General features: G+C 59.2%; 20 protein-coding genes. 4 read left to right on the top strand and 16 right to left on the bottom strand.

Annotated elements, in window-relative coordinates; all coding sequences use genetic code 11:
* Positions 1–191: 191 nt before the first annotated feature.
* The 7 genes from QSV77_RS25475 to QSV77_RS25445 all read right to left on the bottom strand — a co-directional run bounded on the left by QSV77_RS25475 (position 192) and on the right by QSV77_RS25445 (position 9,694).
* Positions 192–3,941 carry a DUF6079 family protein gene (locus tag QSV77_RS25475; RefSeq protein WP_302735560.1) on the bottom strand — a complete coding sequence of 1,250 codons (3,750 nt, stop codon included), beginning with the start codon at positions 3,939–3,941 and terminating at the stop codon, positions 192–194.
* Complete coding sequence (gene brxF / locus QSV77_RS25470; protein ID WP_302735559.1) at positions 3,938–4,417, bottom strand: BREX-3 system P-loop-containing protein BrxF; 480 nt, start codon at positions 4,415–4,417, stop codon at positions 3,938–3,940. Before brxF ends, QSV77_RS25475 begins: the two co-directional genes overlap by 4 nt.
* Before the next feature lie 72 nt (positions 4,418–4,489).
* A complete protein-coding gene (locus QSV77_RS25465; protein WP_302735558.1) occupies positions 4,490–4,735 on the bottom strand; it encodes a hypothetical protein in 246 nt (81 codons plus the stop codon).
* 479 nt (positions 4,736–5,214) lie between these two features.
* A complete protein-coding gene (locus tag QSV77_RS25460; protein ID WP_302735557.1) occupies positions 5,215–5,889 on the bottom strand; it encodes a hypothetical protein in 675 nt (224 codons plus the stop codon).
* Positions 5,890–6,256: 367 nt separating this feature from the next.
* Positions 6,257–7,528: a three-Cys-motif partner protein TcmP gene (locus QSV77_RS25455; protein ID WP_302735556.1), complete on the bottom strand. Its 1,272-nt coding sequence runs from the start codon at positions 7,526–7,528 to the stop codon at positions 6,257–6,259.
* A 39-nt stretch (positions 7,529–7,567) separates the two neighbouring features.
* Positions 7,568–8,401 (bottom strand): DUF5131 family protein, encoded by an 834-nt coding sequence (locus QSV77_RS25450; protein ID WP_302735555.1) that lies wholly within the window; start codon positions 8,399–8,401, stop codon positions 7,568–7,570.
* A 144-nt stretch (positions 8,402–8,545) separates the two neighbouring features.
* On the bottom strand, positions 8,546–9,694 hold the full coding sequence (locus QSV77_RS25445; protein WP_302735554.1) for an RHE_PE00001 family protein: 1,149 nt from the start codon (positions 9,692–9,694) through the stop codon (positions 8,546–8,548).
* A gap of 170 nt (positions 9,695–9,864) precedes the next feature.
* On the opposite strand from QSV77_RS25445, the gene QSV77_RS25440 reads away from it, so the two are divergent.
* Positions 9,865–10,152, top strand: a complete 288-nt coding sequence (locus tag QSV77_RS25440; RefSeq protein WP_142845872.1) for a hypothetical protein — start codon at positions 9,865–9,867, stop codon at positions 10,150–10,152.
* On the top strand, positions 10,152–11,306 hold the full coding sequence (locus QSV77_RS25435; RefSeq protein WP_142845871.1) for a site-specific integrase: 1,155 nt from the start codon (positions 10,152–10,154) through the stop codon (positions 11,304–11,306). Before QSV77_RS25440 ends, QSV77_RS25435 begins: the two co-directional genes overlap by 1 nt.
* A 197-nt stretch (positions 11,307–11,503) precedes the next feature.
* Here the strand turns inward: QSV77_RS25435 and arsK are convergent, their stop codons facing one another.
* The 7 genes from arsK to QSV77_RS25400 are packed head-to-tail and all read right to left on the bottom strand — an operon-like array spanning position 11,504 to position 15,882.
* Entirely contained in the window at positions 11,504–12,730 is a 1,227-nt protein-coding gene (arsK, locus tag QSV77_RS25430) for an arsenite efflux MFS transporter ArsK (protein WP_142845870.1), read from the bottom strand.
* Entirely contained in the window at positions 12,727–13,452 is a 726-nt protein-coding gene (gene arsH / locus QSV77_RS25425; protein WP_161987967.1) for an arsenical resistance protein ArsH, read from the bottom strand. Before arsH ends, arsK begins: the two co-directional genes overlap by 4 nt.
* Entirely contained in the window at positions 13,427–13,855 is a 429-nt protein-coding gene (gene arsC / locus QSV77_RS25420) for an arsenate reductase (glutaredoxin) (protein WP_161987964.1), read from the bottom strand. The genes arsH and arsC overlap by 26 nt, the downstream gene beginning before the upstream one ends.
* Entirely contained in the window at positions 13,852–14,562 is a 711-nt protein-coding gene (locus QSV77_RS25415) for an MIP/aquaporin family protein (protein WP_220319050.1), read from the bottom strand. Before QSV77_RS25415 ends, arsC begins: the two co-directional genes overlap by 4 nt.
* A gap of 2 nt (positions 14,563–14,564) precedes the next feature.
* Positions 14,565–15,002 carry an arsenic resistance N-acetyltransferase ArsN2 gene (arsN2, locus tag QSV77_RS25410; protein WP_142845867.1) on the bottom strand — a complete coding sequence of 146 codons (438 nt, stop codon included), beginning with the start codon at positions 15,000–15,002 and terminating at the stop codon, positions 14,565–14,567.
* Positions 14,999–15,529, bottom strand: a complete 531-nt coding sequence (locus QSV77_RS25405; protein WP_142845866.1) for an arsenate reductase ArsC — start codon at positions 15,527–15,529, stop codon at positions 14,999–15,001. Before QSV77_RS25405 ends, arsN2 begins: the two co-directional genes overlap by 4 nt.
* Positions 15,526–15,882 carry a helix-turn-helix transcriptional regulator gene (locus QSV77_RS25400; protein WP_137006004.1) on the bottom strand — a complete coding sequence of 119 codons (357 nt, stop codon included), beginning with the start codon at positions 15,880–15,882 and terminating at the stop codon, positions 15,526–15,528. Before QSV77_RS25400 ends, QSV77_RS25405 begins: the two co-directional genes overlap by 4 nt.
* 41 nt (positions 15,883–15,923) lie before the next feature.
* On the opposite strand from QSV77_RS25400, the gene QSV77_RS25395 reads away from it, so the two are divergent.
* Positions 15,924–16,445 (top strand): DUF6428 family protein, encoded by a 522-nt coding sequence (locus QSV77_RS25395; protein ID WP_142845865.1) that lies wholly within the window; start codon positions 15,924–15,926, stop codon positions 16,443–16,445.
* Between the two features lie 324 nt (positions 16,446–16,769).
* Positions 16,770–18,317 (top strand): Fic family protein, encoded by a 1,548-nt coding sequence (locus QSV77_RS25390; protein WP_142845864.1) that lies wholly within the window; start codon positions 16,770–16,772, stop codon positions 18,315–18,317.
* 761 nt (positions 18,318–19,078) lie between these two features.
* Here the strand turns inward: QSV77_RS25390 and repC are convergent.
* Together repC and repB are read right to left on the bottom strand one after the other, a co-directional pair.
* Positions 19,079–20,323 carry a plasmid replication protein RepC gene (gene repC / locus QSV77_RS25385; RefSeq protein ID WP_142845863.1) on the bottom strand — a complete coding sequence of 415 codons (1,245 nt, stop codon included), beginning with the start codon at positions 20,321–20,323 and terminating at the stop codon, positions 19,079–19,081.
* Between the two features lie 156 nt (positions 20,324–20,479).
* Entirely contained in the window at positions 20,480–21,475 is a 996-nt protein-coding gene (repB, locus tag QSV77_RS25380; RefSeq protein WP_080821211.1) for a plasmid partitioning protein RepB, read from the bottom strand.
* Positions 21,476–21,530: the final 55 nt, after the last annotated feature.

Raw genomic sequence — 21,530 nt, 5'->3', positions numbered from 1 at the left:
GAGCTCCACAATCGCATCGTCACTCCCTTGGGGGAACCCGGGCGTAGCGCGGAACTGCGGGTCAGATAAATGCTCTCGCAGCAAACCTCGGAAGTGCTCACGACGAGCGTTCTCGTTTTCGAACGTCTTGCCCAAACACGAGACGGGCTTCGCTGCCGCCTCAAAGTCCATACGCACTTGACCCGACATTTTCAGTTAACCCCCTCGACGATTACGAAGCGCACCTTCGTCTCGTCCTTGCCCTTGAGTTCGTCGGCAAGCAGCTTCTCAAAGCGCTTCCGAATGTCTTCAACTGTGACCGGCGAACCGCCACTCGTGAGCGCAACCCGCAGATCGGCAGACGTGATCTCTACCTTGGCGAGATCGGAGAGCGCGTCTCGGATCCCGGCCACGAAATCCCCGTCGAGCGGCTCCGGTAAGTCGCCGCCCGCGGCGAAATCCTTGATGCGGTCGCGAACCTTGCCCTCGACTAGCTGAAGCCCCTCAGCGAGCGTGATCGGATCGTCGAGTTCTTCGCGTAGCCTGGTCGTCCACGCCGCCACCAGGGTGTCAAGCCGGTCGTCAAGCGTCGCAAGGATCGACGACGCCGGTGCCATCAGCGGAAGCTGTTCAGCTTTCGGCGTATAGGAGCAGTGCGGGCACGTGGCACGCGCTGCCAGCTCGCTCTCTACGAGCGCCGAGCAGGTCTTCAGATCGGCCAGCGCGTTGCGGAAGCTCTCCAGCTCGTTGCCGGGCAGGATGGGGATACGCGTGAGCTGCTCGAGCGCCTTGAGCCGCTGATCGTTAATCAGCGTCCCCTTGCTCTTGCTCTCCGTCATGCCGAGGCGAGCCTTCGCGTGCAGCGATATGTAATGGGTGACATAATCCATCTTGAGCGTCGCAAGGCGCGTGCGGACCGCGGTCATGGCTGCAGCGTCCAACACATCGCTCAACTGTCCGGCGAACTCGTGTCGGGCCTTGCGGGCCTTCTCGAGCCAGGGATCGTCATCCCGCAGGACGATCTCGGTCTGCTGCAAATAGTTCGCGTCCTTCGCCACGGCCTCGATCTGGCTGACGAGCGACGCGATTCGGCGGTAGCGAGCGAAGTCGTCCGTCCGCGCGGCGATCTCAGCGGCCGAGGTTCGGAGGTTCTTCAGCTTCGCCGGACTGTTGTAGGCGGTGTGGGACTCGGCGAACTTCCTCACGGCATCGATCCGCGTCCTGCCGTCCTGAACCTGCTCCGGCGACATGACGGAGGCACCCCAGAAGGAGAGCGAGCTCTCAAGCCCCGTCCCCAGGGTGAGCGTGCTGGTGATGATCTTCTCCACCGCGTCCTGGAGGTTGCGGACCGCGGCGTCGTCGCCCTTGGCCGCCGCCTGCGCCTGGCCGGCCGGGAGCCCGAATAGCTCGTAAAGGTCGCGCAGGATCGCCACATTGACGTCCTTCGGCGCCTCAACGTGCTTGAAGGCCGCCAGCTCCTCGACGAGCGATGCCGAGCCGTCACCGAAGTTAGACGAGTCGACCTTTCTGCCGGCGACGGACACGACCACGTCACCCGAGTGTACCAGCGCCGCCAGAACGACGGCGACGAGGTCGGGCTCAAGCCCGAAGCGGCCCGGGGCGAACGACTCCGCCATGGAGGTGGCCTCGAAAATCTCCCCGCGGTTGAGCACCTGGCCGGATTCCTTGGCGGCGAGGCGTGCGATGATTTCCTGGGCGTAAGGGGAATGGCGCGGATCGAGCTTGTCGCCGTTTAGCAGCTTCAACGCGTCGAGGATCATGACCGCGTCCTTCGGCCGTGGCGGGCCGGACAGCGTCTTTACGGCGGTCGTGCAGAGCGTTCGACGGTTGGCGTCGGTCACGATCGTGCCGAAAGTCGGGTATTCCGGATACTGCTCGGCGAAGTGCGGCGCGAGCAGGAAGCCGGCCGATACGTTGATGTACTCGCGGAAGTTGATGGTCTCGTCGCCCTTCATGCCGGCGCGCTCGCGTACCGAGAAACTCTTCGCCCACTCGCCGAGCGTGCGGGTCTTGCCCCGGTAGGTGACGTTGAAGGCGGTGGTCTGCTGGTCGCGCAACCACTTGCGCATGCTCTTTAGCGCGTCCTCGGCCTTGTTGGTGTAGACGGTCTTGGCGTTGCCGCTGTTGAGCCCGGCCAACGCCGAAGCCGACGAGAAGCGCCGCAAGATAGCGGTCAGCGCCTCGTCCTTACTGGCGAGGCGCAAGAATACCTCGTCGGGTTTCTCTTCATCTTTGAACTTCGGCGGATCGTAGGGCTGGACGAAGTAGAGGTAGAAGTCGCGTGCCGGATAAGCGGTCGGCCGATCGTTCGGCGAGCCGAAGAACAGATAGCCGTCGCGGTGGACCCGGCGTTCGAACCACTCCAGCGGATACTGCCAGATCTTGTGCCCCGGGAGGTGCGTCGCCTCGTCGGTTCGCTCCATCAGGTGAGCGATGGCCTGGTAATAAGCGTTGTCGAGATCCTCATCGTCGAGGCTCTCACCGCGCTTGTCGATCTCCGCGTCGTAATCGACGTCTTTCGCGACATCGAGATACACTTGGTCGCTGCCCGTGGCGCGCGTGATAAACTGCCCGTTTACCGCCTTCATGATGTCGCCGATGGTGGCATCGATGAAGGTGAGCAGATCCTGCGCGGGCTCATCCGAAGGGAAATCGGCGGCCATGGGGTTCATCAACAGGAGCTGGTCCCGCAGCTCGGTGGAGGTCGGCCCCATTGCGACATGGATGTCGGGCGTGGTCAGGCGCTGGATCGCCAGACCATCGATGATCCGGTGCGCGGTCGGGCGGCTCATCGCCTTACCCTTCGGGAACGCCGCCTCGACCTTCTCCTGCAGGGTCTCAGCGATCCGCACAACGTCGCGAACTCCTGTCTGCGCACGGAAGGCAGGGTTAGTCCGCACGTCGGTCCAGAAGCTGTCATAGGTGATAATGCCCGGTCCGTCGGCGGGTACGTCCTGATCCAGCATTTTTCTCATAGTGCCCGACAGCGTCGACAGCGCATTGCGGTTCTCGGCGAACTCGATCCGTTCGAAGATGGTAAGGTAGTCGGGGTGGACTGGGAAAAGCCGGACAAACTGCTCGAGCCTGTCGCCCATGCTACCATAGAACTTGGCAAATGGCTCCAGGTGCTTGCGAACGGCCTCGCGCTGGTGCTCGTCCTTGCGGAGAAGCCGCTCGGCGACAACGAACCCGATGTCCTGGCGGTCGATCAGTACCTGCTGGAAACGATCCTTGACACGCCGCAGGCTGTCCGCAGTGGAGGCGAACCGCGCGCTGTCGAAGATCGCCTCCTGTACGCCGCCAACGAAGCGGAAGCGGGTATTCTTGGCGATCTCGCCTATCTCGCGAAGGAAGGACAAGTCGTGGACGAGCTCGGTGTCCCTGCGGGAGCGCAGGTAGTCGAGCATCTCGTCTACGACGACGAGTAGCCCTTGGCCGGAGAATTTCTGCTCAAAGACATCCATCATCTCGATGAGCGCGGTCTTGTTCTGCGTAACTTTGTCTTCGGGCGGGAACTTGAACGTAACGCCCTTGGCGGCGAGGAACCCTTCCAGTTCCTGTACCAGAATATCGCGGAGCGACATGCGACTGGAGATCTCTATGCGCAGCACCTGAAACCTGCCGCCAATCGGCCCGGCGGCATCGCGGACCTTCTCGTTGCGGACCTCCGGCACCACCTCGGCATCCTCCGCGATGGTGGAGATCACTGACATGAGGTGCGACTTGCCGGTGCCGTAGTTGCCAACAACGAGAATCCCTTTGTGGTCTACAGCGGGATCGAAGCCTAGTTGAGGGAAGATCACGTCGGCGATGCGATCGGCCATGGCATTGGAAATGACATAGCTTGCGACCAGCCTACGGCCCTCGTCAGCCTTGTTGGCGGCAAGCAGTTGGATAACAGACTCGATCGGCTCGAACTTGACGAGATCGCGATACTTCATGGGTTTGCGCCTTCGTTGATCGACAGGTCAATGACGAGCGCACGAGACGCATCCTCATCGAGAAACTCGGGGTGATTGGGATCGGCGTACCGCAGGCGCCCACGATCAAGCCGACCTGGCCAGGAGGCGCAAACTGAACGCCGGCGAGCGACCCGGCACAAAACGTCGGTAGCCTTGAACATAAACTGAGGCAGCATCAAAATCTGGATGCGATCGAGCAGCAAGACCGGCGAGGATGGTTCGAGTGCCGAGATAGTTGAAATGATGTCGAGACGTGCATCGCTCGCGTCGATAAGGCCCTGAACCAGATCGATGTTCAGGTTGATAGACGACGTATTCAAGAGCGTCGCCAGCGCCTGAATCGTCGAACTGCGGTCCTGCTCGCTGCCGACGAGCAGGACCGGCTTACCACCTGACACGCCGGTTTCGTCCAGAAGTCTCTTTACGGTGGCGGCCGCAGCTGCGGGATCAATCATAACCACCCCAACTTCCGTGCTCGACGAAAACGAGACGTCCTGTCGCCGCATCATGGCATGACTTGCCAAAGGTCATTCGCTACTGCTTTCCTCAATGCCCGGTCCGATCTGCTCGAGCACGGCATCAATCTCTATTTTTCGCTTTCTAAGGAGAACCTCTAGCCGGACGGGTACGTGTTCCGGAATAGGGTGAGCTCTCGCCAGCCAGTTCCTGACGGTGCGATCCGTCGTTTCGAGGTCGCGACCAACGGGACTTTGCCAACGCTTCCCATAAAGCGCCTTGCCTGCAGCCATAAGAAGTTCGACATTGTCACCCATACTTCCTAATAATCGGAAAGCCGGAAGGCTAGCAATGGGAGATTGCTCCCAAACAACGCTTTTTGTCAGTGTTCTATGCCGCATGGATTATGCCCGCGTGATTGATCCCCAATCCAACCAAGTTGCGGCTAGCCGCGTCGGGGTTTCGACGATCTCCCCCTCCCGACACAAGGAGGCGCACCCGCTAACCAGGTTCATATCTGAAATGCTGCATAACGCAGACATCGAGACTTGTCGTTTTGCATTTAACCGCAAGACTCGGCATGCAATAATTTCAATACGACAGCCCGGCACTTAAATTGAGATTAGGCACTTAATTCGAGATTTTGGCTTCGAATTCGGCACTTAATGTGAGATTCCTCGCTTTGGACGAAATGGCTGCCTCGGCCAGGCTTGATCCGAAAAATGAGGACAACACAAAAGGTTATGCCAAATCTGAACGGCGTTAGACGGAAAACATTGCATCGAAAAATCTCAAGTTAAGTGCCAAAGCCGGCCGGAACGGCCGCATTCTCACAATTAAGTGGCAAACGACAACCAGTAGACGTAGGATTCACGGACGGGCTGTCGCTTTCGATCTCCGCCGACATTGCATCCACCCAGTACCGATTGAAAAACCGATCAATCAACCGAGGGTCGTTTCGCAAAAGGTCCGAGATATGGGCGGAATCCCATAGATGAAATCGAATCCCTCTTGTGGCGAGAGAATTGGCAAGCGTGCGTGCAGCTTCGTTCATGTCGTCGTCGTTGGCGGTGACGGTCACGGCAAGGATGAAGTCGCGAACATTTTTGCCCTTCCAGTGACCATCCAGGTGGACGAAGAAATCCTGAATCCACGGGCGGAACTCCCACGCGTCGACCTTCTGGTAACATTTGGCAGAAAGCACCACGACGGGATCGTGCAACTGATCGAAGCCCTCTACATCGACGCCATATTGCTCCACTCCGGATGTGCGCTTCAATGCCACCCAAAGAACGTCTTTAAACTCTGGCTTCAAGATCGCTCGACAAAGTTCTTCGAACTTTTTCGAGCCAACAGCGACGAGCGGAAACACGTTTTCACTGTGCCCAGACGGCGGCGGGATCCTGGTTTCAGGCGTCTTTCCCCGCTGCGGCTCCTTGGCTTTGTTATTTACTTGTTTCTTGGTAGCCATCAACGAATCCGTGCATTAGCAGATAGCTACAGCACGAATCGCGAGCATAGGAAATCTTGGCAGAACATCATCCGACAGAATTTTTGGGACGGCCCGCCGAAATTCCATTTGTAGCTCTCTAATGAGCTGTTCACTGGGCAACTTCCGGCGATCCCCCGACAGGTGCGCAACACGTCGGAGGTGATAGCCAGTTTCTTGGGTCGGCGGACGGGTGTCTCGGGTAGCTTCGTGAGCTCGGGCCAAACAAGAGCAGTCCGAAATCGTAAGATAAGGGCGAAGTTGTGCGACCCGCCGTAGCCTGGTTGCCAGATGGAGCGGTCGAAATTGGTGTCCCGGGTGCAGATGCCGGTGTTCGAGATCGCGAAGATCAAAGCGTCCTTGCCGGCCACAAGCGCGTTTGCGGAGAGACACCAATCGTGTCTCTATAGATCGGAGAAGATGTGCGCTTTGGTGAATTCGCCGCGTTGCGGAGATTCAATTCCTTCTCCCCTACCAGAAGCGCCGTAACCTCATCAATATCGCTCAGGCGAGCAGGCGTCTCGTTGGCGATTGATGTCACGAAGTCACCGTAAGATACAGGTGCGTCGCCATGCGTGTCGCGGATCCGGCGCATGAAGTCGTCGGCGAGCCGATCCTTCATGACCTCCTCGTCCTTGGGTCCAAACCAAAAATCCGGCGCATTGCCGGGATCGAGGTTCGGATTGAAGCCAAGCATCTCCAACCCACCGTGCCCTTGGTGCAGGGACTGGTTGTTGATCAGCCAATGGCTGTCGACCATCACGTTCCTAGCCTTGAGGTGGTTCGAGAGATGCACCAGCCATAGATCCTTCCGAGCCTCTTTTGATCTCAGGAAAAATGGGCTTTGGAATTTCGCGCCTGTGATGCCTGAGATATGCCGCAGCAGCAAGCGTTGGATGACATAACGTCCACCATGCTCGCCCTTGTAGCGAAGGAACTCGCGGAGCTGATGTTCGGATATTTCAATCGGCGCAAGGCGGTTGACGGTTTCAGGTTTGTCGGTGAGGTAATCGATAAGCCAGCCGACGGCGAAGGTGAGGATGCATTCGCCCGCTGAGAACTGCAGTATCTTTCGAACGGTTTCAAAGGCGACGTCGGAATAGCCTTTTTGATCCAGAAGGAAGATCGAGCGCCCCACACCGCCGCGCGTGCGTTGTTCGATCCTACGACAGATATCCGGGAACACGATCTCGAACTTTGCGTGATGAAGAAAGACCGATTTTCCGATCGCAGCAAGGTGGCCTTCCTTCGTCAGCTCCTCCCGAAGAAAGTCGATATGGTCCTTTTTGCTGTCGACGAAATGATATTCGGCGTCGATGGTGAGCGGCTTTGTCCGCCCGACATTTGCTTCCACCTGAGCCTTGTTCACAGCATCCAGAAAGAGAAGTGGTGTGCCGCGGATAAGCGCGCCGGCATCACTAAATCGACCGCCCCCGCAAAATCCGTCAACCAACGTTATGCGCTGCCTCTCCTGGGCGTGACTGACGAGCGTTGCTGGGAAATAATTTTGAAGATAGGTCTCGATGAGACGCAATTTTGCGCCGCTGTGAGCGCTGAGAGGCGGCAGCTCACTGCCTAGCTTCCATCCAAATTCGGCGATTGTCGCGACTCCCCATGCCAATCAAGTCTAAGTTGCGTTCGACATGTAGAGCTGTCAAGTTCAGGCGGCCTTTTCTGCCTTTTCGCAGCCCTTGGGAAACTCCCTCACCAACCTGCCATCAACAAGGCCTCCCCCTTTGCCATGAGGATCAATCTCTTTGACTTGCGCTGGCGACATTCCTTGCTCTTGTACAAGCGGATTATTGCCAGGCGCGCCCCATTGCTTGTGAAATGCTGCGATACCAAATTCCTGACAATCGGCAATTATGTCTCGCGCCCATTGGCTCACCATAGAGCGTGCGCGCGGGCCGCTTTCTCCGCCGCTGATAAGCCAGTCCGGCCGCGGATCGCCATGTGATATCCGAAGCGGACCTATCGCCGGCTCGTAGGACACAAACCAGACGCGAGCAGGGATGAGGGAGAGGAACCGCTTCCTTTGATCGAAACGGAGTTGATCCTCAGCAGTGAAGCCTAGCCAGACATTCGAATATCCCTTGCTTCCCCAATCGACCGGCAGCATTTTCTGGATATTCTGTGGGCGCTTGGTCAGCAATTGCCAATCGAGCGATGGAGTTGCTCGGATGACTTTGAAAAGATCGTCACGCCACTCTGGATCAGCTTGGTTATCGAAAACGTCGGCAAGCGAAGCACAAAACACGCGCTGCCTGCGACCGTGAACGCTTGCAAATTCTGCGGCCTTGCGTTGCCACATATGCGGAGCCTTCCAATAGCTCTCTGTCGTGCGCTTGCGAGGCGAGTTACCCCATTTCACCTGACCCGACCGCTTGGCCCAAGCCTCGGCATAGCAGTTGTCGCAACCTGGGCTGATGTTGGTGCAGCCGGTCCACGGGTTGAAAGTGTGGTCGGTCCATTCAATCGCCGAATTCATCGCCATGGTGACAACCTCGCCAAAATCTACAAATCATTCGGTGATTCTACTTTCGTTCTCTCTTGTCACAAAATGATTAAGGTTGTGATCGCATTTTAAATGGAGCGTTGACGGCTGCACATCATCCGGGCCGCCGCCTGAATGCGTAGGTTAGATTACGCCCCACGCCCGAAACCTCCCCCTCCCCGTCATCTCTCTGAGACCGAGTTCCAACACGATCCGCCGTGCCGCCTGCGGCGTGACCTCGAGCGTTTTCGCCACCATCCCTGCCGACACCAACGGCTTTGCCATAACCAGCTCGACCAGCTCCGGCAGTTTCGAAGACATTCGGCGCCCTTCCAGCTTCCGCTCGAACATTTTTCGCGCGAGCGCCAATCGGTCATGTTCTTTCGTGCCGATCTCGGCAGCCGCTAAAAATCCGTGGGCGATGGCGAGCAGCCGGGTTTCCCGATCGCGATTGCGGCGCCGATCAACGGGGATTGTTTTCAGGCCAAGATTCATGGCGGCCAGATGCGCACCGGTCGTGATGTTGGCCTCCCGCAGGATCGAGGCGCAAAACAACCGACCGAGCCAGGGGGCGTGCTGCAGCACGGACAGCTCGTTCCAGGCATCGAGGGCAATAATCGCCTGAATCACCGCCGGCAGATGTTCGGTCTGGCGCAGCACACCGCGCCATTGTTCGAGCCGCCCGTCCTCGTCCCAATCGAGATCGTAGATCATCGGGTCCTTTTCGGCAGCATGGTTGCCCCAGGCGTGCCCCGGCCGTGTGGCGCTCTCGATCGCCGCCTCCGATCGGGCGAGCACCGCATCGATGGCGGCATAGTCGACGCCGGGCAGATTTCTCGTGTCGTCACCATCATCCCCCTCCCCTTCCGGATCGATGGCCACCGCCGGCCGAACGACGCTGGCCGGCTCCTCCGCCTCAGCGCCGATCGAGTTGATGTCCGATGTCTGTCGCAAAGTTCGGATACCCCCTGCGGACAAGGCCCAGTCCGGCGGTTGCGCCGCAATTCGGCGACGGGCTTTCAAAACGTCGCGGGCAATGGTCAGCTCGTGGGTGGGTGTACGAATGTCTTTCATGGCATCGTGGAGAACGAGGTCCTCGAGATGGACGAGCTCGCCGTCGATCCACAACGAGGCACAGGCATCGGCGAAATGGGATCGTTCGATCCAGCCTTGCCCGACCGGCGAACGGGCGATCCGCTCGTCGAGGCGCGCCAACGCTACGCCGGCGTCGAAAGCCGGTCGCATCAGCGCTGTCATGCTGATTTTCGCGAGATCGTAAGGCATTGAAATCATGGTAAATGATTTGCTAAAGGAACTCTATAAGAATGTTATAGTTCCTCATATAGTATGATTGCTGGTTGTGGTTCTAACCATCGATAAGTATCCCTTATCGATGGTAGATCGACAAAGCCCGTAAATTCACTTAACCTGGGCCAAATCACGCTCAGCAAAGGCTACCAACCATGGAAGATCGCGTCCGCTTCGCCCTCGAAAAGCTGCTCAATGTCGCTCACCAGGATACCGGCCAAGGGCGCCGCGTCGCCAATTTTTTGCTCGCCTGGTGGAATGCCAGCGTGCATGGCGGCTTCGATCTGACTGACCTCGCCGATCTCGATCCTGAAATCTGCGGCGACATGGTCACCGTCTTTACCTGGATGGCGCGCGAAGAAACACTCTCCTATCCGGACGCCTACAAGCCGGAGATCATCCAGATCATCCGCCGCTGGCGGCCGCACGTCGAGATCGACTGATGGCGACCCCAAAGAAATCCGACACCCTGTCCAGCGTCGAGCGCCGTGCAGTCGAGCTCGATACCATCGCTTCTGTGCTGCCCATCGAGCGCCGGGACGAATTGGCCGAACTGCTGACCGACCAGGACGTCGAAACGCTAAAACATCTGGTCAACCAGGGCATGGGCGACAACACGCTGCGGGCGCTGACCTCCGATCTCGCCTACCTCGAAGCCTGGGGATTGGCGGCGACGAAAAAATCCCTGCCCTGGCCGGCGCCCGAGGCGCTGCTGCTGAAATTCGTCGCTCATCATCTGTGGGATCCCAAAAAACGCCAGAACGATCCTGATCACGGCATGCCGGCCGACGTCGATCAACTGTTGCGAGATCAGAGATTTTTGAAATCCACTGGCCCGCACGCGCCCGACACGGTTCGTCGCAGGCTGGCCAGCTGGTCAACCTTGACCAAATGGCGCGGCCTCGACGGCGCATTCGCCTCCCCTGCCCTCAAGCAGGCGATCCGGCTGGCAGTGCGTGCCGTCCCTAGGCCGCGTCGTCGCAAAAGTGCCAAGGCGGTCACCGGCGATATTTTGGCCAAGCTGCTGGCGACCTGCGAAAGCGAAAACCTTCGTGATCTGCGCGACCGGGCGATCCTGATGGTCGCCTTCGCCTCCGGCGGCCGCCGCCGTAGCGAGATCGCCGGATTGCGGAAGGAGCAACTGAGCATCGAGGCACCGATCGAAGTCGAAGATGGCCCTCCCCTCCCCTCCCTTGCCATTCACCTCGGTCGGACCAAGACGACCTCCGGCGAAGAGGACGACATCGTCTATCTCACCGGCCGGCCGGTCGAGGCGCTGAATGCCTGGCTGGCGGCCGCCAGGATCGACAAGGGCAGTGTGTTCCGGGGGATCGGAAGATGGGGCACCGTCTCGCGCCGGGCGCTCGATCCCCAATCTATTAATGCCATTCTCAAGCAGCGCGCGGAGATAGCGGGCTTGGACAGCCGCGACTTTTCGGCGCATGGATTGCGGTCAGGCTATCTGACTGAGGCAGCCAATCGCGGCGTTCCACTGCCCGAAGCGATGGAGCAATCGAGGCACCGATCAGTTCAGCAGGCGTCCAGTTATTACAACAACGCGACACGGCGCAGCGGACGGGCGGCACGGCTTCTCTAGCAAGAGTCGATCGACGCTTTGGCGACATCACGCTGACGGCGGAAACGGTCGGATGATATGAGCGGCAGCTCAACGTTCATCGATAGCGCTTGATGCAAGACGCCTCGACATTCCTCCGTTCCTCGCCGCGCTTGTGGCCTTTCGTTTATGCTGGTCAATCCTGGGACCTGCAAGTGACGTGACCACGATAACGGCTGTCAGCCTGCAACAGCTCGCCCAGATTCTTCAGTGTCCAACTGCGCCCGCCGCCCCACATAAGCCACAGCACCAAAAAGCGCGATGGCCCCTGCCCCCAGCGTCGCCGTTAGTGCCAGTGAGAGGCTTATGCCAAGCCGCTCCATCCCCAGCGCCAAGACAAACGGCGCGGTAGCCGACACGATCAGCCGCGCCGCCATCATCTTGCCCTGCAGTCTGCCGTATCCGTCACTACCAAACAAGGCCAGCGGCAGGGTACCGCTGACGATACTCAACAGACCGTTGCCCATGCCGAAGATAACGGCGAAGACCATCGCACCCAGAACGGACGGCGCGGTGAGGAGCAGCACCACCGTGCCGATTGGAATCAGCGCAGCGGAGACCAACGCCAGGTGCAGGGCCGACAGGTTCTTGCCGAAGAGCATGTTGATCAGGCGGCTGGCCACCTGAGACGGGCCGAACAGCGCGCCGACCAGGGCGGCGGCGGCGCCAAGGCCAAGGCCGCCTAGCAACGGCACCATGTGGACCAGCACGGCCGAGCTGGCGAGGTATTGCAGGGAGAACGCCGTGGCCATCAGGAGAAATCCGCGCGACCGCTGATCAGCTCGCAGGATCCCGACGACCGAGGGCGCGGCGGTGGTGGCCTCTGCGCGGCGGCTTTTGGCGAGTCCGAACGACAGCCAGGCGTGCAGCGGCAAGCAGATGGCCAGATTCAGGCCCGCGAAAATCAGGTACACCGTCTGCCAGCTGAACTGCGCATGAAGCGCTGTGGTGATCGGCCAGAAGATCGTCGAAGCAAAGCCGGCAATCAGGGTCAGGTAGGTGATGCTGCGCGACGCCGCCGCCGGTTGCAGTTGTACCAGCAGCGCAAAGGCAGCGCCGTATTGCACCAGATTGGCAGCAGTTTCGATAGCAATGAGGGCCAGGACATAGGTCGCTTTGCCGGGCGCATAGGCGCAGGCGATCAGCGCCAGAGCGGCCACGGCGGAGCCGATGGTCATCACTCTTCCCGCTCCAATCCGGTCAATCAGGCTGCCCAGCCACGGCGCCGTCAAGCCGCCGATGAGCAGGGCCGCTGACAGCGCGCCGAAGACCCATTCGGTGGACCAGGCCAGGTCCTTGGCCATGTCAGGCGCGAGGATGCTAAAGCTGTAATAGAGGGTGCCGTAGCCGATGATCTGGGTCAGACCAAGGATCAGCACTGCGGCGATCGGCGTGCGGGTGGTCATATGGATTTCAGGCTCACGCGTTGCTCCAGCTTTTCCGCCTCTTCCTTCCGTTCGCTGTAGCGATCGGTGAGATAGGCCGAGGCGTCGCGGGTGAGCCAGGTGAACTTTACCAGCTCCTCGCAGACATCAACCACGCGATCGTAATAGGACGAGGGTTTCATTCGCCCCTCCCCGTCGAACTCCTGAAACGCCTTGGCCACCGACGACTGGTTGGGGATGGTGATCATCCGCATCCAGCGGCCGAGAACGCGGAGCTGGCTGACGGCGTTGAACGACTGCGAGCCGCCGGAGACCTGCATAACGGCCAGGGTCTTGCCCTGCGTCGGCCGCACGGAGCCGACCGAAAGCGGGATCCAGTCGATCTGCGCTTTCATGATGCCGGTCATGGCACCGTGGCGCTCCGGGCTAACCCACACCTGGCCTTCGGACCATTGCGACAGCTCACGCAGCTCCTGCACCTTGGGGTGCGTCACCGGCTCCGCATCGGGCAGCGGCAGGCCGGCCGGGTCAAAGATGCGCACATCGCACCCGAAATGCTCCAGCAGGCGCGCCGCTTCGCGGGCGAGCAACCGGCTATAGGAGACCTCTCGCAACGAGCCATACAGGATCAGGATACGCGGTTTATGGGTGGAGAACGGTGGACGCAGGGCCTCAATATCCGGCTGGCGCAGATGCGCCAGATCGGCGGCAGGGAAATCAGCCAATGCGCTTGCCCTCCGCATCGAGGACCTGTTCACCGTCTTCCTTGGCGAACGCGCCCTGATGAGTGTCGGGCAGGATGTCGAGCACGAGTTCCGAGGGCCGCGACAGGCGCGTGCCCATGGGCGTAATCACGAACGGCCGGTTGATCAGGATCGGATTCTTGAGCATGGCATCAAGCAGCTGGTCGTCGGTGAGGCCCGGGTTGTCGAGGCCGAGGTCGGCGTAAGGTGTGCCCTTTTCGCTTATCGCTTCCCGCACGGTGAGGCCGGCGTCGGCAATCATCTTCACCAGCTCCTTGCGGCTGGGCGGGTTCTGCAGGTACTCGATGACCGTGGGCTCGATGCCGGCATTGCGGATCATCGCCAGGGTGTTGCGCGAGGTGCCGCAAGCGGAGTTGTGGTAGATGGTGGCGTTCATGGTCATAGCAGGACTTCCGGTTTCGGGAGAGGTTTGTCGGAGGGGCGGGATTCCATCAGCAGCCAGCCGACCAGGGTAAGCGCCAGCAGCGCACCGAGAGTTTCGGCGATGATGAACCCCGGCAGATCGAGAGGCCGGATTCCGGCGAAGGTATCGGTGAGCGACCGCGCGATGGCGACGGCCGGGTTCGCGAAGGATGTTGACGCCGTAAACCAGTAGGCAGCAGTGATGTAGAGCGCCACCAGCCACGGCACGTCGTTCTGACGGAACCGAATTCCGGCAAGGATGGTGAACAACAGGCCAAAGGTCGCGGTCACTTCTGCGAGCCATTGCGCCGGACCCGTGCGAACCGTGCTCGACAGCTGCAGCAATGGCAGTTCGAACATGGCGTGGGCCAGCAGTGTTCCGGCGATACCGCCGGCTATTTGGGCCATGCCATAGGCGACGGCGTCGTTCACGCTCAGCGCCCGGCGTAGAGTGAAGACCAGCGTCACCACGGGATTGAAATGCGCGCCGGAAATCGGGCCGAGCAGACTGATCAGCACCACCAGGATAGCGCCGGTTGCCAGCGTATTGCCAAGCAACGCGAGCGCCGTATCGGCGGTGAGCTTGTCCGCCATGATGCCCGAGCCGACCACCGTGGCGACAAGCAGCGCAGTGCCCAGCGCCTCAGCTGCGAAGCGCCGCGAACGTGGGAATGCGTGCGTGGTCATAGCTACAGATCCTTTGCCATCAAGGCGGCCGAAGCCGGGCAGAGGTTCGCCGCCTGGCGCGTGGCCAGGATCGCGGCCGGGGCCGCATCTCGGGCGATGTTTCGGAACCCCAGCGATTCAAAGAACGGTGCGACCGTGTCGGTCAGGAGATAGACAGCTTTCGCGCCGTCGTCGTGAGCCTGCGCCAGAAGCTTCCCGGTGATTGCCTCACCGAAACCCTGACCCCGGCGCTCCGCCATCACGACGACGGAGCGCAGCAATGCACACTCGCCATAGGATTCCCGCCCGCCGAAACCGACCGTCTCCCCATCCCGGGAGAACCGATAGAACGACCGCCCATCTTCCGTGAGGTCATCCACCGGCAGTTTAGCGGCAGCCAGCGCAGAGCGGAGGTCGGTATCATGCCCCCCGACAGGCTCCTGGTACAGATCGAGGCTCAAGCGACGTCGCCCCTGCGGTTGGTGATGCCTTCCATCGCGCCGATGGCGCGCAGCTGGGTTTCCAGCGCGAGCTTGTCGATCGACGCGAGCGGAAGGCTCACAAACGCGGTGATACGATTCTTGAGGAAACGGGCAGCCTGCGAGAAGGCCTGACCCTGCTCAATAAGGCTGCCCTGGACGGCGGCCGGATCCTCAACACCCCAATGCGCGGTCATCGGGTGGCCGATCCAGACCGGGCAGGCTTCACCCGCGGCGCTGTCGCAGACGGTGAAAATGAAATCCATCTGCGGTGCGCCGGGCTCGGCAAAAACGTCCCAGCTCTTGGAGCTGAACCCCTCGGTCGCGTAACCGAGGCCACGTAGCGTATCCAGAGCCATTGGATGCACCTGGCCCTTCGGCTGACTGCCGGCCGAATAAGCCTTGAACCGGCCTTTGCCCTCGCCGTTGAGGATGGATTCCGCAAGGATCGAGCGGGCAGAATTGCCGGTGCACAGGAACAGGACGTTGTAGACGCGGTCGTCGGTCATTGCAGCTTCTCCTTCGGGGCTGGAGCGCAGCAGGCGGCCACATCGGCGGCCGGCGCGCAGATCTCGGGATGGCCGGCGCAGCAGTCTTCCATCAGAAAGCGGACCAGTGCGCCCAGGCCTTCGTAATTTGCGGTGTAGATAATCGAGCGGGATTCGCGCTGCTGGTTGATAAGCCCGGCCCGCTCCAGTTCCTTCAGGTGGAAGGACACATTGGAGGGGGAAACCTCGGCCTTCTCGGCGATCGCGCCGGCGGCCATCCCGTCCGGACCGGCCACAACCAGCATGCGGACGATGTGCAGCCTGGTTTCCTGCGACAGCGCCGCGAATGACATCAGGGCTTGACGTTCTTCCATATTTCTACAATCCTTGAATTATTGAAACAGGAGTAGCCGAAATGAACGCGCTCGACAAGCCCCTTCTCGAAACCGACATCAGCCTTGGACGCCTGCTCGACACGATCGACGGTGTCCGGGACCTGCCGCTAATCTTCTCCTATGACGGACAGCCGGTGAAAGGCGGCTATCACGTGACCGAGGTGAAAGCCGGGCAGTTCGCAGCACTCGACTGTGGCGCCGAGCACGAGGAATGGTCCGAAATCTTCGTACAGCTGTGGGACATCGACGAGGACGACCGCCCGCATATGCCGGCGGGAAAGTTCGCCGCAATCATCCGCAAGGTGTCGGAGCATTTGCGGCTGGACGGATCAGCAAAGCTGACCTTCGAAGTTAGTGACGGCATCCGACCGGTGCAGCTTTATTGTGCGGCGGCCCCTGCCCTGCACAAGAGCGCCGTGCATGTCGACCTGGTACCGCGGCCAGCAAGCTGCAAGCCGCGCGATCGTTGGCTTACGGAAGAAAACCAGAAGGCCTTGGCGTGCTGTGGTCCAGTACAGCGAACGGAATCATGCTGCTCTTGAGCCCGCCTACAAGGATGAGACCGGCTTGTTCTCTGGAAGCAGCGGCAGTGAATCAGATCGATAAGGACGGTCGACATCCGCGCCGGTCCGATGCCCTGTCGACGTCGCTTTTCAAGTCTGGTGAGGCTGCATTTGGACCATGAAACGCGCTTGCAACTGTTCGGTTTTCCGCATTCTCTGCAATTTGGAAATGGCTGTGCTCAACGCGCTGCCAAAATCATTTTTCATAAAACTACCTTCTTGTCATCGAAATTCATTGCCGATAATCAAATTTCATGAGAGCTTCGTACCGAAACTAATTTTCAGAGCCGGATATCAGGATTCATGGAGCAGGGACGAGGAAAGCCGTTTTCAGGCGCGGTCGGCATTTTTCACGGCCGCTGGATGCCGGAAGCCGCCATCCCTGTCGGCTATGCGGCGCTGATCGATGCCTTTGAATTACCCGTGCCTGTGCCAATCACCCTGTCCGCGATCGGTCCACGCCACAAAGTCTATCAGGCCGGGGGCTGGAACATTTACACCCCGCGCCACCAACCGGACAATGACCTTGCTGGACATCTGACCTTCGCCCTGCGCTATGAAGGGCTGGACCTTGCCGTATTGAAAGCTCTGTTCCGGGCAACAGGTCCTGAGCCGATCGCCAATATAGTGCGTGCGTCGCCTACTGGCGCCTATGCGCGACGGCTGTGGTTTCTCTACGAATGGCTGCTCGATATACGGCTCGATCTGCCCGACGCGGCACAGGGCACCTATGCCCTTGTCGTCGATCCCGACCGGCAATTCGCGGTGGGTGGAGCGAGTTCGACAAGACATCGGGTGAAGAACAATTTGCCCGGCACACCGGCTTTCTGCCCGATGATCTTCCGCACGCTTGCGCTCGACGCGTTCGTTGCGCGGGGGCTTGGCGACGAAGCGCGGCAGTTGATCGCCGAAGTCCCTGCGGACCTGCTTGCACGCACCGCCGCATTCCTGCTGCTCAAGGATTCGCGCTCGAGCTTCCAGATCGAGGGAGAAGATCCATCGCAAGATCGTATCCAACGCTGGGGCCAGGTGATCGGTGAAGCCGGTCGCCGGCCAATAGACCGCGCTGAACTGGAGCGGCTGCAGCGGATTGTCATCGGCGATGCGCGCTTCGTTCATCTCGGCCTGCGCGTCGAGGGTGGCTTCATCGGTGAGCATGATCGCCTGTCAGGCGCACCGATCCCCGATCATATCAGCGCCCGACATGAAGACCTGACCTCGCTGATCGACGGCCTGACCTCTTTCGACCGCAGCGCGGCACAGCACCTCGATCCTGTTCTCGCCGCAGCAGCCCTCGCCTTCGGCTTCGTCTACATCCATCCTTTCGAGGACGGAAACGGCCGACTGCACCGCTATCTGATCCATCATGTTCTCGCCGAGCACGGATTCAACCCTCCGGGGCTCGTCTTTCCGGTCTCGTCCGTCATCCTGGACCGTATTGATGCTTATCGAACCGTCTTGGAAAGCTACTCACGCCGCCTTTTGCCGCTTGTTCATTGGCAACCAACGGATCGTGGCAATGTCGAGGTGCTGAATGACACCGCCGACTTCTACCGCTACTTCGACGCAACGCCGCACGCCGAATTTCTGTTCGAGTGCGTAGCCCGAACGATCGATGTGGATCTGCCGGCCGAGACGGCATTCCTACGCATCTATGATGCGTTCAAGATCGAAATGAAGCAGATGATCGATATGCCCGATCGCTTGCTGGACCTCTTGTTCCGGTTCCTACGCCAGAACGAAGGGCGACTGTCAAAGCGGGCTCGCGACAAGGAGTTTTCGGCGCTCAGCGACGCAGAGGTCGCTCGGGTCGAGACAATTTACGCCGAAATCCGCCAATCAGCAGGATGACGCGATGTCGTCCATCACGTCTGCCAGCGGTAGCTGTTGGCGCTGAAATATCCGGCCTTAAGGAGATGTTCATATTGGACAAACTCCATTAGAGACGCTTTCAAACGAGCGGTTGTCCTCGCACGCATCGATTCAAATCGGGACTTCAAAGCTAGCGCACGGAATAGCCGTGCGATGCAATTCATTGCCGACTTTTCGATTGAGATACTGACCAACTCGTTCTTAGTGAACGTCGCTGACGGTTGTTGTAAACGCAGCCTTGGAAAATCACTTCGTTGTCATGGGACCCTGCAAGTTCAATAAACAAGCTACTTGTGCTGCCGACGACATAGTATCCCCCGATACGGGCCGTAGCTAAAGATGCGAGGCGACCACTTTTGTTATCGAAGTACCCCAAGGGGCGGCACAGCTGGACTGGTGCCCTCGCGGCATTTCGATCCATCGGTTCTGCCGGAGCGCTGCGCCAATACTCCAGAATGTGCGACCAGATTGGACAGAAAATTCACTTCTATGATGCTGAACCGACGCTGGCTCCTAGCGAAATGGCCCTTAGCGGCTGCACGATTCAACTGTAGTCGCTTTTTAGTACACATCGTGCTGCACTCTTCCCCATGGGGATATTCGCCCTTCAACACCGATAACCCACTGTCTTAAAAAAGAAAATCAAGGAAAAAAACGGCTGACAAGACGTGCTCAATCCAGCGATGCGAACGGAATCGAGCCGTACGAGGTTCAATGCCGTTGACCGCAGAGTGCCGGCATCAAGCGGTTCTTCGATCTCCGCCGTCATTGAGCTTCAAAAGAGCCATCAGCATCGGCCCGAGCGAAAACTCCCCACGCTCGGAGCGCCTCGTGAGATCCCGAAGATAGCCGCCGGCAGATGTTATAAAGTTCGATCGTTCGAGAATGCAGGCCATAGCCACAGCGGCGTTTTCCGGCCCCATCGCGTTGCACGCCTCCTCGTAAGCTGAGGGGCTGACGCCCAGCATGGAGCGCACCACGACGGCAGCCTTCATGAGCTCGCGCCAGTTTTCTATCTGTCCGCCGGAACCATAGTCGGCAATCTGCGGGCAGGCCCGAAGTACTATTCCGAGTGGGAAGGCTTTTATTGGCTCAGGCTTGGCCTTCTCTCGTCCGTTCGCCACGCTCTTGGCTTGAGGTTCACCCTCCAGGCTTCCGCCCTGCTCTTTTTCAGAGCTAGGTTCAAATTCATGGATGGATTCGGTATTTGAATTCTGTGTATGCCGGTCATCTTGGATGGCATTGCCATTCATATTCTCAGGTTTTAACTGCATTTCCAGGATGTTGAGGATCTCTCTTCGAAGCAGTTGCATGTCATCGAGTGCCCGTTCCACCTGGACACGCTCCGGGTAGCGCGGAAGCCGGGCAAGGATGTCGATATACAGCCCCTCCACGTGCCCCCAGTTACCGGAAGCACCCTCCTCCACTGCAGCCGTAATGAGCTTGCGCACGTCGCGCCGGCAGATCGTGAGAGCTTCCTTTGCCCGGCGGAACCGTGTTCGCTCCGCAGCGACGTCCTGCGCAATCTGGGCAAGCTCGCCAGCGCGAGCCAGAAGAGGTGCGAGATCGAAACCGTAAGCCTGCTCTACCTCACCGTCACGATTACGATGCGCGTATCGCTTCCCGTTAGGGCTATCCCGGCGCAAGATGAGCCCGGCCTCAACGAGTGCCGCGAGTTGCCGTCTGAGTGTGCTTTCCGTGATCCCGTGAGCGCGAACCGATAGCTGCGCATTGGATGGGAAAACGACAAGCCCGCGGCTCGTATCGAGCTCCCCGTGCGGGTAAAACGTCAGGAGCGCATCGAGGACAGCCAAAGCCCGATCCTGAAGTCCTAAGCGTTCTCGCGCCTCGCAGACGTCGCGAAACACCTTCCACTTTTCAATCCGCGTGTTTTGATCCGGATCTTTGATCGCCATCTGTCTTTTGACCAGGGCAAGCGACATCGACCGCCGCCCAAAGGGCGTCGTCACATCTCCCGTTTGCATTTTTCTCTCACCTTTCTTCAGGCAAAAGAAATCCGCTCACCAAAATGGCGCCAAGACTCTTGACTGTGATTCCGGGAAATGCGATTCTCGATCCTGCTAGAGATGACGAGAGAGGCTTCCACGGTTCGCCGTTTGGGGGCCTTTTTCTTTTGCTGTTTAGTCTCCGTTGGTTTCGTTTTGCGACCCCTTGTACTCCTCGTACAAGCGATCCATGCGAGAAGACAGCCATTCGCTGAAGGGCTTGGCTTCGACATTCGTGAGCTCGATGGCAACCTTCTTCGCTTTGGCGGTCATCGCGAAATTCAGCGAGCGATCAGACGAGATCCAGTCTTTGGATGCGGTATCGACTTTGGGCTTTTTCGCAGCCGATTTGGCCTTGTATCGCTTCACGTAGTCATGAAGGTTATCAAACCGCTCGGCTTCAGGAAGCTTTTGAAAGTCGGCCGACGCTACATGCTCAACAGCAACCTTGGAGAGGGCAGGGGCAAGTATCAACTGCCGGAGGCTGAGCCACCGGTCACGCCCAATTTTCTTCGATGCACCCAAGGCCTGAATGACTGGCTCTGGCACCGCCTCGACCACAGCAAGCATCTTCGACAGCATCGCCTCATCGATGGCAAGCGACGAACGAACCGTTTCCTTGGTCATTCCAGAGACGATCAGGTTCTGAGCGAAGTAGGCGCGTTCAATGAAAGACAGGTTTGAACGGGCTGCGTTTTCCTGTCCTTGCACAATCGCCGAGGTGATATCGTCGAGCTTCTTGACGATTGCCTTGACCGGAACTCCGAGTTCGCGAGCCACCCTCAGACGACGGTGACCGAACACGACCATGTATCGCTTGGCATCCGTGGAGCTGGGGCGAACAAGGATAGGCGTCGTCTGTCCTGATCCCTTGATCGCCTGAAGCAGTTCCTGAAACTCTTCTCCATCGTCTGAAAGGCGGTCCGCAACGAAAGACACGTCAATCAATCGCGGATCAAGATCCACGATCACTTCACCTTCCATGAGCTTCTTGGTGTTCTCGGCCATATCTTCAATGGAGCGAACAACCGTCTTGGCGGCTCCTGTCATGCCGTAACCGGGTTTTGTCGGCATCTGGTTTGCCGAGATCGACGCTATATCCAGTTTGGCGAAAGGATTTTCACGGGACATAAGTGCCCTCCCAACTTGCTATCAACGCCGGTATGTCATTGACATCACTTTGTAA

This window comes from Agrobacterium sp. V1, assembly GCF_030518355.1.
In the GTDB taxonomy this organism is placed as follows: Bacteria; Pseudomonadota; Alphaproteobacteria; order Rhizobiales; family Rhizobiaceae; genus Agrobacterium; species Agrobacterium cucumeris.
Note: the sequence above shows the minus strand (reverse complement) of the source record. Positions and strands in the feature narration are given on the sequence as shown.